10 protein-coding genes are annotated in these 12810 nt (G+C 57.9%); 9 read left to right on the forward strand and 1 reads right to left on the reverse strand.

Annotated elements, in window-relative coordinates; all coding sequences use genetic code 11:
• The first annotated feature begins 68 nt into the window (after positions 1-68).
• From VH599_21580 to VH599_21615, 8 genes are all read left to right on the forward strand, one after another.
• On the forward strand, positions 69-1016 hold the full coding sequence (locus VH599_21580) for a PHP-associated domain-containing protein (GenBank protein ID HEY7350915.1): 948 nt from the start codon (positions 69-71) through the stop codon (positions 1014-1016).
• An 89-nt stretch (positions 1017-1105) separates the two neighbouring features.
• On the forward strand, positions 1106-2308 hold the full coding sequence (locus VH599_21585) for a glycosyltransferase family 4 protein (protein ID HEY7350916.1): 1203 nt from the start codon (positions 1106-1108) through the stop codon (positions 2306-2308).
• Positions 2309-2357: 49 nt separating this feature from the next.
• Positions 2358-3116, forward strand: coding sequence for a CDP-alcohol phosphatidyltransferase family protein (locus tag VH599_21590; GenBank protein ID HEY7350917.1), 759 nt, complete (start codon positions 2358-2360; stop codon positions 3114-3116).
• A gap of 525 nt (positions 3117-3641) precedes the next feature.
• The gene (locus VH599_21595; GenBank protein HEY7350918.1) at positions 3642-5678 is read left to right on the forward strand and encodes an NYN domain-containing protein; all 2037 of its coding nucleotides are present in this window, start codon (positions 3642-3644) and stop codon (positions 5676-5678) included.
• 330 nt (positions 5679-6008) lie between these two features.
• Positions 6009-7418 (forward strand): ATP-binding protein, encoded by a 1410-nt coding sequence (locus VH599_21600; protein ID HEY7350919.1) that lies wholly within the window; start codon positions 6009-6011, stop codon positions 7416-7418.
• Complete coding sequence (locus VH599_21605) at positions 7408-8706, forward strand: response regulator (protein HEY7350920.1); 1299 nt, start codon at positions 7408-7410, stop codon at positions 8704-8706. Before VH599_21600 ends, VH599_21605 begins: the two co-directional genes overlap by 11 nt.
• A 230-nt stretch (positions 8707-8936) precedes the next feature.
• Positions 8937-9374, forward strand: coding sequence for a response regulator (locus VH599_21610; protein HEY7350921.1), 438 nt, complete (start codon positions 8937-8939; stop codon positions 9372-9374).
• A 280-nt stretch (positions 9375-9654) separates the two neighbouring features.
• The gene (locus VH599_21615; GenBank protein ID HEY7350922.1) at positions 9655-9939 is read left to right on the forward strand and encodes a DUF4177 domain-containing protein; all 285 of its coding nucleotides are present in this window, start codon (positions 9655-9657) and stop codon (positions 9937-9939) included.
• Positions 9940-10056: 117 nt separating this feature from the next.
• Here the strand turns inward: VH599_21615 and VH599_21620 are convergent, their stop codons facing one another.
• A complete protein-coding gene (locus VH599_21620) occupies positions 10057-11208 on the reverse strand; it encodes a trypsin-like peptidase domain-containing protein (protein HEY7350923.1) in 1152 nt (383 codons plus the stop codon).
• Between the two features lie 299 nt (positions 11209-11507).
• On the opposite strand from VH599_21620, the gene moeB reads away from it, so the two are divergent.
• Positions 11508-12641, forward strand: a complete 1134-nt coding sequence (moeB, locus tag VH599_21625) for a molybdopterin-synthase adenylyltransferase MoeB (protein ID HEY7350924.1) — start codon at positions 11508-11510, stop codon at positions 12639-12641.
• The last annotated feature ends 169 nt before the right edge of the window (positions 12642-12810 follow it).

Below are 12810 nucleotides of genomic sequence, written 5' to 3' on the forward strand. Positions count from 1 at the left end.
CACGTCACGGCCACCCGAACCCATCATAACCAGCAGATGTACTCTCTGGAGAGGAAACACAACCACCTATGGACGCGAAGCAAGGGATGTCGGATAAAACACCCAGGACAATCGCCTGGGAGAACCTATCGGGTCAGCCAGCCATTATGCCTCTTGGCCGGGCAGATGTGCATATGCACAGCGTCTACAGCGACGGGTTAGGCGCTATACAAGACATCCTTGCCTTCGTCAGCCAGCAGCGCGACCTGGATGTGATTGCTATTACCGATCATAACACCATCGAGGGCGCTCTGCGCGCCCGTGAGCTTGCCTGCAAACAGCGCGCCAGCTTTGAGGTCATTGTCGGCGAAGAGGTAAGCACTCGTGAAGGCCATCTGCTCACGCTGTTCATCGAACGGCGCATCCCGCCAGGTTTGAGCGTCGAGCGCAGCATTGAACTTGCCCATGAGCAGGGGGGCATCGCCATCATCGCTCATCCCTTCAACCGTGTCTTTCGTCACAGCATCCAGCGCGAGGTGGTGAATCGGCTGAAACATGCGGCTTTTGAAGCACAGCCCGACGGGATTGAAACACTGAACGGGAGCTTTGCAGGCATCGGCTCATCCCGGTTGGCAATGGCCCGCAATCGCCAGCGGTATGGGTGGCCTGAAACGGGAAGCAGCGACGCCCATACCGTCACAGCCATTGGCTGCGCCTTCACCTGGTTTGCTGGAACGAGCGCAGATGATCTGCGCGCCTCCCTGCTGGACTGCACCACCATGCCTGGTGGACGGTTCTGGCAGACCTATGAGTATTGGCAGCTTGCAAGTCATTGGGCGCGTAAAGGACGGCCAGGTCGCCCAACTCGCAGCGAGCGTCTGCGTCGGCTTGGGCAGTCAGAGCATCTGGCGCTGCTTCGGCATTTTAGCCAGATCGCCCGACGCCCCCTGGCGGAGCGGCACTCCCAACAACCGGCAGCAGCGATTGATGCGCCTGAAAGCAGCATTGAGCAGGATGTTCGGCGACGCCAGCGATAGAAATGGAGCTTTCGGCTTTTAACAACGTCCAGAGTGTAGAGTTACTATAGAGGAGATGGGCAACCACGCAGCGGCGAGCATCGTCCTGGGTGGACCCAACGAATGTTGTGAAAATAGGCTTTGTCTCACCGTATGATTGGAGCTTTGAAGGTGGTGTACGCAGCCACATCACGCAGCTAGCCGCCGAGCTAGAACGGATGGGGCACACAACAGGCATCATCACCTCAGCCACTGGAGAAAAAGGTCGGCGCCGCGAACCTAAAGTCGAAAAACTTGGGTGGGCCATGCCTATCCCCTGGAATGGGTCAATTGCGCGGATTGCCGTCTCCCCGCTGCTTGCCCGCCAGACCAGAGCGGTCCTGGAGCGCGAACAGTTTGATGTTATTCACCTGCACGAGCCGCTGGCCCCGGCCCTGCCGCTCACCACCCTGCATGTCCTCAAGGGCTTGAATACGGTCAGCGTCGGCACCTTCCATGCCTTCGCCCCCAATAATCTCGTCTCCATGCCGCGCCTTTCCTACGCTTCGGGGCGTGTCGTACTGCGGCGCTATTTCAACCGTCTTGACGGGCATATCGCCGTCTCGCCTGCCGCTTATCAGTTTGCCAGCCGCTATTTTCCTGGGCATTATCAGATTATCCCAAATGGTGTCGATCTGCATCGTTTCAGCGTCCAGGCTGAAGCCCTGCCCCAGTTTGCCGACGGGAAGCTCAATATCCTATATCTGGGGCGTATCGAACCGCGCAAGGGCCTCAAATATCTGGTGCAGGCCATCCCCCAGATTCGCGCCCGCTATCCCCAGACGCGCTTCATCATCGGGAGCGATGGCCCCCAACGGTCCCACTACGAAAAACTGGTGCGTCGGCATGGCTGGCCGGATGTCGTCTTTACCGGGCGCGTACCCGACGAAGAGCTTCCACGCTATTATGCCAGTTGTGACCTCTTTTGCGCCCCCAGCACCGGCAGCGAAAGTCAAGGTGTGGTATTATTGGAAGCGATGGCTTCAAGCAAACCAGTCGTTGCTTCCAATATTGATGGCTATCGGGATGTCATCCGTAATGAAGCAGATGGATTCCTGGTCGCGCCACGGAATAGCGAAGCACTGGCTGGGGCTATCTGCCGGTTGTTGGGCGATATGACATTGCGCAGAACGATGGGAACAAGTGGGCGCGAGCATGCCGGGGAGTTTTCCTGGCCTCGGATTGCCAACCGTATTGTTGACTATTACCAGGTACTCATCGAACAACATGCGTACAGCAAGACCCCACAACATAATCTTTTTGCCCTCTTATAGCATAATGAAGGGGCTGTAGGGAGAGAGCAAAAAGGGAAGAGGAATTGGTATGATCGGAACCCGTGTCCAGCAATTTATGCGGCGCCTGGTTGAGCGAGCAATGCAACCACTGGCTCGCACTGGCATCACCCCCAACATGCTGACACTCATCGGTCTGCTTCTTACCATCTTCACAGCAGGAGTCATCGCGTTCAACCACCTGCGGATTGGTGGTATCCTGGTGCTTGGCGCTGGAATCTTTGATATGTTTGATGGTGCCATGGCCCGCGTCAGTCAGAAAAGCTCCAAGTTCGGCGCTTTCTTCGATTCTACGCTGGATCGCTATGCCGAAGGATTACTCCTGCTGGGAATCATCATCTATGCGCAGCTTCACCTGCCAACCCAGCGCATCATTGGCGACATCACCACCGCGAATCTAGTCGTCTGGTTGACCTATATCGCGGCGCTGAGTTCGCTCATGATTAGCTACACGCGAGCGCGGGCGGAAGGGCTGGGGCTGGAATGCAAGATGGGTTTGCTGGCACGCCCTGAACGGGTTATTCTGCTGGCGGCTGGGCTGCTGATTGGGGGCCAACCAGGGTTGCTCTGGACCATGCTGGTGATGGCCGTCCTCACGACGATTACCGCCATCCAGCGCATTGTCCATATCTGGCGGATTACCCGCCCCCCAAAGGCCGACCCGGCAATTGCCACAGAGACGGTCAAGAGTAGGAACACCCAGCCCCAGCAGCAAACCAGCGAACAGCACAGAAAATCATGGCGAGCCATGGCAAAAAGACTGAAAACAGAGCAGCCCCTCGAAAGTTAAGATTGAATAATGGAGCCAGTTTCTTTGGATTGATTGGAGTGGTGGGTAGAGCAACATCCCGCACATCGGCCAGAAAGCCCAAAGCCAGGCGCTCGGCAGGATAGCGCTATGTATGGCATCTCTGGCAGGCGCGAACCCCTTCAAGGGCAAAGCGGGTTAACGGAAGCAACGTAATACCGGCGACGCTTCGCTGGAACAGATCAGAAAGCGCCTATTGGAATCCCTTGGGTGGATGCGGGGAGACAAGATGAGATGGAGTGACAGACGAAGAATTAGAGCGCTCCTTCTCTCTCAGCAGCATCGAATTTTCCTCTGCTCGCTGTCCCCTGAACAGCCTGGGACCAATCACTTGCAGGCAACTCTGCTTTCAGCCAGCACGTCTTGCTGCGGTTACATCTCCCGGCCAGCATCGCTCCTGCACATAGAGCCGCTCTATGCTTCCTCCTGCGCCAGTGAGGCCGTCTTGAACGCGCCAGACAGCGGGAATCGTATACCTACAAGCAACACCAGAACAGGATGATCTTCATGGAATCAGAACACACGCAAGTTTCACCTTCTCACGCAGAACCGGGCGCTTCCGATACCCAGGACGCCGCATATACAACACCCGGCCAGAACGGCCAGCCCGAACAAGAACTCCCAAACACCGAGGGTTCTCAAAACGAGGCGACCAGCGCCGGTCGGCACCGCAGGCGGCGGCCTCCGCGTGGGGGCGCTCGCAGAAGCCGCTCCGCCGCAGGAGAGCAAAGTAACGAAGAAGGCGACCACTCAGAGGCTTCCGCTGAAACCGAGGGCCTGAGCGAAACGCCCCCGACGAGTACCGAGCCAGCCAGGGAAACGCAAATCAGCGCCGAAACCGCTGAAGCCAGCGGGGCTGTGGAGTCAACCGCCCCGGCAGGTGATCTCTGGCAGCCCGAAGCCGAGACCTCCACCTCGCCAGCGAGCGCCGAGACGACCTGGGGCTTTCAGCGTTGGCGCGAGCAACCGCCTACCGATTGGAACCCTTTTCTCCCTCACACCTCGGAGGCGCAGTCGGCATTCACCCTTCCCATCGAGTCGGGCGACGTAACCGGGGGCTACGACACGACTGCCCTCAGCGGCGCTGCAATTGAAACACCGCCGGAAGTTAGGGGAGAGATCAGAGCATCCGCGCCAACCCAGGATGTCACGCCAGAAGCCTCAGCAGCGCCTGGTGCGCCTGAGCAGACAGACGAAACATCTCAAGAAACCGTGAGAGCGCCGCTCTCTGGTGTCGAGGTCCGTCCGCCACGCCGCTATCGTTTTGATCGCCCCAGCTCAACCACCCGCGAGACGCCTCGGCCCACAGCACAGCAAGGGATACAGGCGAGCGAGGCCCATGCCGCACCCACACGCGGCGCGGCTCCTGCTACCGGGAAAGGGCGCAGAGCGCCTTCCTCTGCTGGCAAGGAGACGGCCATAGAGGCTCCAGCAGACCACGCGCTGGAGGCAACCATCGAACGCGAGATGACGGAAACGCCAGAGATTGAGGCCGATGTCGTTGCCGGAGAGGATCTGGCGCGCGCCACTCAGGCGGCGCTGGAGGAAGAGGTGGCTGAAGCACTGGAAAGCTTCACAGCTGCCCCCGAACAAGCTCCAGGGCCGCGATCAGGGCGACGACGACGACGACGCCCCACCTCGCCAGCAGCCAATGCGCCCGCAGCCACTTCCGACGCAACAGAAAAGGCCCAGCCGCCCGCGCCGCTGTCGGCTCCTGCGCAATCCCAGGCGCCCCAACCTTATGTCGCGCCTGCGCCCCAGCCGTATCAAGTCGCCAATGGCTTACAGCAACTCAATCAGCCCCAGAGTCCCTTTGCCGGACCAGAGCCTTCTTCGGCGCGTGGTTTTGGGCCGGTGCCACGCGGCGTTGCCATGCCAGCGGAGCGCGGTGTGCGTATGCCTCGCCCTGAACGCACAGTAGAAACGGGGAACATTTCGGCAAATCAGCTAGCTCTGATTTTCACCCAGGCCATCCAACAGCAAACAGATCGCCTGCTCATGGAATTGCGGCGCAGCCAGGGTACACCAAGTATGACGGTGAACTTCCCCCCGATGCCCTCTAATGAACGCATCGGGGTCTTCGTGGATGTCGCCAATCTGCTCTATTCTGCCCGCAACATGCGCCTCGCCATTGATTTTGGACGGCTGCTTGATTTCTTGCGCGGCAATCGCCGCCTCGTGCGCGCCCATGCGTATTGTCCTACCAGCCCCGATCCGCGCGCCGAGCAGATGTTCCTCGATGCCGTCAAAGGGCTGGGCTATCGCATCACCACGAAAAACTACAAGACGTTTTCCAGCGGGGCTAAAAAGGCCGACCTGGACCTGGACCTCTGCATGGATATTGTACGCCTCGTTGATTCAGGAGCCGTCGATTGCATTTCGCTGGTGAGCGGCGACAGCGATTTCTTGCCACTGCTGGAATATTGCTCCGATCATGGCGTGCGTGTCGAGGTGGCTGCCTTCGATGAGGCGACAGCCTCCATTCTGCGCCAGAGCTGTGATCTCTTTATCAACCTCTCAATGGTAGAGGAGATTCGCGCCTAGCACCTGGAGCGCCCCACCATTTAGCAACAACGAGTCCAACAGCCGAGAGAAGGAACAGCAGTTCCCCTCTCTCGGCTGTTCTCTGCATGGACGTGATGCCGACAGCAGTTTCAACACCGCTTTGCAGGTACGACTCGGGCGCTTCATTCAAGCATGCAGCAAAAACATAGGACTTTCAGTATAGCCCATCCGTCAGGCGCGCGCCACTAAAATACCTCTCTTCCCGCACAGCGCCGTATCTACAATGATGGCTGGTCAATAACCCGCTGTGATACCATCAGAAACAACGATTACCTAACAGAAGACGCCTGCTCCGGCAAAGAACAGTGTATGCTAACAGGGCCACCTTTCCAAACCGTAACGATTGCCCAATACGCGCTCTATGATGGAGCACTGAGTCCCTTGCTCATGCGTCTGGCGGAGCGCCTGCGCTTTGAGCGCCTTTTCGTTGCTCTGCTGACCTTCGCTGAGAGCGGCGACCGAACGCTTCAAGGCGCAGTTGGCCTGAATGTTTCGCAAGAGGCGCTCGCGCACTTGGCGATCTCGCTTTCCGCCGAGACTGAACCGTTGGCCCGCGTTGCGCTGACCGGCACAACGCTTGTTTCTGAAGAGGATTTGCACAGCAATTACGATCACCAGGCATTGCAGGAACTGGTAGGGGAGTATGGCTGGGTGGCGGCGCCGATTCCCTATCTCCCTGACCTTCCCATCCAGGTTATTGATGGCTTGCCGCCACCCAAACCTGCTTTCGCATCCGATCTGAACCAGGAGAAGAACGCCAATATCGCTCTGCCAGCGCGCGGAGTGCTGGTGGCCGCGCGCTCGTCTTCGCTCAGCCCACAGGATATGGCGCTGCTCGAAATGGTAGCGGGGCAAATAGGCGCTGCGCTGCTCGGTCTGGAGGCAGGCCAGGCCGCGCGCATGGACGAATTAGAAGAAGGGCGCATCCGCCAGCAGCTTTTTGAATCGGAAAAGTTAGCCGCCACTGGCCGTCTAACCGCTTCTATCGCTCACGAGATCAATAACCCGCTGGAAGCTATTAAAAACGCGCTGTATCTGCTGGTAGCCCGCTCACAGCCAGAAGACCCCCAGCGAGAATTCCTGGAACTGGCCCAACACGAAACTGAGCGCGTCTCGCGCATCATCCGACAGATGCTTGGCGTAGCCCGACCATCCGCCAGCATGGCGCTCACCGATGTCAATCGGGTGGCCCAAGAGACGCTCGCCCTCATAGAGCCGCAATTGCAGCGGCGACAAATTATCACCAGCCTGGAGTTAGACACGACACTCCCGCCGATTATGGCTTCCGCCGATCAGCTTAAGCAAGTCTTTCTGAACCTCTTCTTGAACGCGCGCGACGCCATGCCACACGGCGGCGGTCTGCTCATCCAGACCCGTATTGCCAGGCTGTACGATAACATCATGCTGGCCGATAAATATCTGGTGGTGCGGGTGCGCGACGATGGCGAAGGCATCCCCGAAGAGATTCGCGCACGCGTGTTTGAGCCATTTTTCTCAACCAAAGGCGCGCGACGCGGCTCCGGCCTGGGTCTCTGGGTATGCCAGGAGATTATCCGCAGCCACGGCGGCCAGATTTATATCAACAGCAAAGTGGGCAAAGGCGCCACCTTTCTGGTTGGCTTGCCGCTGCCATCTGAAAGCCAAATAGAGCATCCAGGCCAATCAGAAAAACAAAAAGCCTGTTCTATCTGGAGTACGGAGGAATCGCATGAGTCGTAGCATCCCACCGCTGCCATTAGAGGCAGAGGATCAAGCCCACACCCTCGCCAATGCCCTGACACCACCTATCGGTCAGGGGCGCATCCTGGTGGTTGATGATGAGCCGGGTGTCCTGACCACCATTCAGGCGATCTTGAAAATGGAGGGCTACGACGTTCGAGGCGCTGCCAGCGGCCATGATGCCCTCAACATCTTGCGCGAACAGGCGTTTGATCTCATCCTGACCGACCTGCGCCTGGGCAGCGATGACGGCCTGGAAATGCTGGCTGAGCTACGCAAGCTGGCCCCGGATACCGTGGCGATTGTCCTCACCGGCTACGCCTCACTTGAATCGGCTATCGAGGCGATGCGCCAGGGAGCCTACGACTATCTGGTGAAGCCAACCGATGTAGAAGAGTTGAAGCTGACCGTTGCCCGCGCCCTGGAGCGCCAGCGACTCCAGCGCGAGCTGGCCGAGCGTGTGGGCGAACTGGAATCAGCCAACCAGAAGATTCAGCGATTCAACAGCGACCTGCGCCGCCAGGTAGGCGCGGCCACTGAGGCGTTACAGCAAAAGATCGACGAGCTTGCCCAGGCCAAAGCAGCTCTGGAAGACGCCCAGCAGCAGCAGAACCTCTTCCTGGCAATGGTGGCCCACGAACTCATGAATCCAGCCACTGCGATTATTGGCTACGCGCAATATGCTGGGCAGCCCAACCAGAAACCTGAACGCATCACGGGCAGCATCGGCTCTATCGTCAGCCAGGGTGAGCGTCTGAAACGCCTCATTCGGGATCTTCAGGATATATCTCGGCTCGCCACCGGCCAGTTTGAGTTGCAGCGCACATCCTGTGATCTCTTCGCCCTGGTAAGCGACACCATCGAACAGTTCCGTTCTACCCACACCAGCCATCACTTCACCTTGATCACGCAGGAAGACGCTAGCAATCTCCAGGGAAGCTATGATCGGGATCGTATCATCCAGGCATTTGGCAACCTGCTGGATAATGCCGTCAAATACTCTGACTCTGACACAATGGTCACGGTTCGCCTCTGGACTGACGAAGGATGGGACTGCCTGAGCGTCCATGACGAAGGAATGGGCATCGCCCCAGAAGCCCAGGCGCACCTCTTCAAGCCGTTTGGGCGGCTGGAGCCAGCGCGCTCACGCAAAATCAAGGGCAGCGGGCTTGGCCTCTATATCACCAAGGGTATTATCGAGGCGCATGATGGGCAGCTTTTGATCGAAAGCGGCGAGGGAACCACTACGGGCGCCACCTTCACCCTCAAATTCCAACACGCCAGGTAACTGCCCAGCCAGGGGTTCGCTTGAACTCCTGGCACACTTCTTGCAGCAGCAGAGCTAACAGGGTCTGGAGCGATCTCTCGCTTTCCTGCGTTGACCTTCATCCGCACAGGAGGTATCTCCAGCAGCAGATAAAGCGGGGAACGTTACCCTTGCGCAAGCGACTCGTCAGAGATAATAGTTCTACCAATACCTCTTGTCTCTGTGAATCATCCTTGTCTATAAAGGATTCTATGATGACAGCACCAGTCCTTGTAGCTGATGACGACCCCGATATTCTTGATCTGATTACCGCTTTGCTTAACCAGGAAGGCTTCCAAACAGTTACTTTTAGCGATGGCCTGGCAGCCTTGCATTGGATCAGGACACAGCGCCCGGCGCTCGCCATTATTGATCTTTCAATGCCGGTGCTGGATGGCCGCGAATTGATCGAACGCTTGCGTAAAGAGCCAGGCGACCCATTGCCAGTGATCGCTATGAGCGCCTCCATCTACGATCCGCCCTCTGAGCTGCTTCAGGCCGACGCCTATCTTACCAAACCCTTCGACCTGGAGGAACTGCTGGAACAGGTCAAATACCTCACAAGCCGCAAGGGCGAACCAGACGCGCGCAGCGCCGAAGATTATGCCTCGTTGGCTCCGGTCAGGCAAAGCAGCGCCGACGTTCACTGAGCAGCAATCATCTGGCTATCCTGAACATTTCTACAGGGCGCGCGCTGTACCCTTTGCGGGGAGAAAAACTGGAGAGAACACAGGCGACACGCCAGCATAAACCGGCTATACTTTTCCACAGAGGCCAGGGAAGCTGGAGGCAGGCAAAACCAGGAGACGCGCTTTTTCAGAAACTCTACGCTGAGCGCGTGTTCGCCGCGCCAGCTTTCCCAGCCCTGCAATAGATAGAGAAGAGACGGGTATCGGCGGGTATCAGGTTTTTCAGAAGGGAACAGCACCTATGGCCGCATGGGAATATAAAGTCGCCTATATTGATTATCGTGGGCGTATCTCGTCCGAGGGCCAGGAAACACTTATCAGTGGGGAAGAGCGCCGCAGCACCTTTGCCCGGCGCTATCTTGACGCCCTGGGTCACGAAGGCTGGGAACTGGTAGGCATCCAGCCACTCTCTCCCCAGTCCGCCTATTACATCTTCAAGCGCCCGGCAACAGAGGGCGGCTCCTCAACCAGTGCGGGCGCGGCAAGCACAGAAGCTTCCGGCCCTACCAAAGTGGAGGAAGCCTAGCAAGCAAAACTGCTTATAACTCCAAAGACCACAACAAAACGAGACGCTTCATCTAGCGCGTGAGGCGTCTCCTGCTTCTCTCCTGTGCGCGACGCTCTCCTGGATACGCCTTCTCCGTCAGAGGCTTACCGGGCGCTCGCCCAGCGTTACTCGAATGGCCGTCTGATTTGAGTCACGAGCAACAGTCAGCTTCACCTTTGTTCCCGGTTTCTGACTCAAGGTCAGAGCGGCAAGATCACCGCTGTTGGCAATAGCCTGATCGTTAACAGCAAGAATCACGTCGCCAACTCGAACTCCCGCCTGCTGTGCCTGGCTCTTGCCCGAAGCATCCTTAGCAAAACCGGCAACCAGAACCCCCCTCTGCACAGAAAGGCCATTCGCAGCGGCAAGTTGAGGCGTGACATCTTGCCCCGCAATGCCCAGAAATCCCTGGCCCGTCGTTATCAGCCTGCCATGCTGAATAAGCTGCCGGGTGACAAACTGCACGCGGTTAGAGGGGATGGCAAAGCCAATGCCATTGGCTGGAGCGCCTATGGTTGGATCAACTGCGGCCAGCGTGGGAATGCCAATCAGCTGCCCTTGCAGATCGACCAATGCGCCTCCGCTGTTGCCTGGATTGATGGGCGCGCTGGTCTGGATTAACCCCACCAGCGTCTGGGCCGGGCCATTTGGCCCCTCGCTGGCCGAACGATTCAGCGCGCTCACAATGCCAAGGGTAGCCGTCTCCTCCAATCCTAACGGGCTGCCAACAGCTACAGCAAATTGGCCGACTTCCACTTTGGAGGAGTCTCCAAAACTGATCGGCTGTAGTTTGCTGACCCCAACCTTGAGAACTGCCAGATCATCCTGCGGGTCTTCGCCGATTAGCCTGGCCGAAACAATCTGATTCGCGCCAATGCGCACACGAAAGTTGGTAAAGCCGCGCACTACATGATCGTTGGTCACGATAAAGCCATCGCTCGTCAAAATCTCGCCCGAACCAATCGCTCCTCCTGCCGCGCTAAATCCCTCAATCTCAACCACCGATGGCTGCACCGCATCAATCACTGTGATCACGTTCTGCTGAAGGTCGCTGGCCCCTGGAGAGATGGTCGTGGGCGGGCGAGCGGTTTGCGCTGGCTGGTTTGCGGTATATTCTGAACTGACACACCCGGACAGCACGATAGCTAGCAGAATGATGAACGTCAATAAAAAAATGCCGCGCGGTCTCAGAGGCCATGCAGGTCCAGATGGCTCACACTCCGATGAAGCGGTATCCTGAGCGGGCATAGAATCCTCCTCCAGAGCAAGAGAGCACTGCCCCGGCAAGTCTCAGCAAAAGAACCTTGCCAGAGTCTTACATAATCTATGCCACGCATCGTGTCAAAGGGAGCAGGCCAACAAAAACAACACGCTCATCAGCTTTGATCGCTGCTTGACAAAATGGCGCAATAATGCTATTTTTACCTTGTGCTTCATAAAGTAAAGCGATAGATTTTATCAAGTTCGACACCTGCCAGAACGACTGGCGCGAGCAGTTGAAAGAAGGTCATCCAGGTATGGCTATGGGTACTTCCTCCCGCGAATTGATGCGCCGGGCGCGAAGTGAAATCAAAGAATGGAATCCGACTGAAGTCAAAAGTCGGCTGTCAGAGGGAGACTATACGCTGGTTGATGTGCGCGAAAAGCATGAGTGGGACGAAGGCTACATCCCCGGCGCGATTCATGTCCCGCGTGGGTACCTCGAACTTGATATTGAAGAAGCAGTACCCGATAAAGACAAGCCGGTGATTCTGTATTGCGCGGGTGGCGTTCGCTCTGTCCTGGCAGCCGATACCCTGAAGCGTATGGGCTATCGTGAGCCGGTATCTATGGCTGGCGGTTTTGGCATGTGGAAGGGGCTGGGGTATCCATTCACACAACCACGTGTGCTGACTCAGGCGCAGGCCAGGCGTTACAGCCGCCATTTGCTGGTGCCAGAGGTCGGCGAGCAGGGCCAGATGAAACTGTTGGACGCCAAAGTCCTGCTGATCGGCGCGGGCGGCCTGGGGTCGCCAGCGGCCTATTATCTGGCCGCCGCGGGCGTAGGGACGCTGGGCATCATAGACGCCGACATCGTGGACGAGAGCAACCTCCAACGCCAGATTCTGCATAACACCAGCCGCATTGGTCGCCTGAAGGTTGATTCGGCGCGCGAGACTATCGAGGCGCTCAACCCCGATAGTAAGGTCGTGACCATCAATGACCGCCTCACTAAAGAAAACGTGGCCGAACTGATCGCCGGCTACGATATTATTCTGGATGGCACTGACAATTTCCCCACGCGCTATCTGCTGAATGACGCCTCAGTCATGGCAAACAAGCCGGTGGTGCATGGCAGCGTCTTCCGCTTCGAGGGGCAGCTTACCGTCTTTAAGCCCTATGATGGGCCATGCTATCGCTGCCTCTATCCTGAGCCACCGCCCGCCGCGCTGGCTCCTAGCTGCGCCGAAGCAGGCGTGCTGGGGATTCTGCCGGGCATCGTCGGGATGCTTCAAGCCAGCGAGGTTATCAAGCTCATTCTGGAAAAGGGCGACCCGCTCGTCGGGCGTCTGCTCACGTTTGACGCGCTCAGCGCCGAGTTTCAGGAATTGAAGCTCTATCGTGATCCGCAGTGTCCGGCCTGCGGCGCAAACGCCCACCCGGAAAACCTGCCAACTTACGAGGAGATTTGCGCGCTCTAGGCGGGCGTTCCTACCAGGGCGTGAACACCATGAGTCATCCCGAATTTTCTCTGCTGTGTTGTTTTGCTGGCAGGATGCGCGAAGGCCGCCTGTGTAGCGCCGCCGTCCCGGCGGCCAAACGCTGGCACGTGGAAACGCTGAACGGGCAGCCCTGGTCGCCGGTGAGGCG

The organism is Ktedonobacterales bacterium (assembly GCA_036557285.1).
In the GTDB taxonomy this organism is placed as follows: Bacteria; Chloroflexota; Ktedonobacteria; order Ktedonobacterales; family DATBGS01; genus DATBHW01.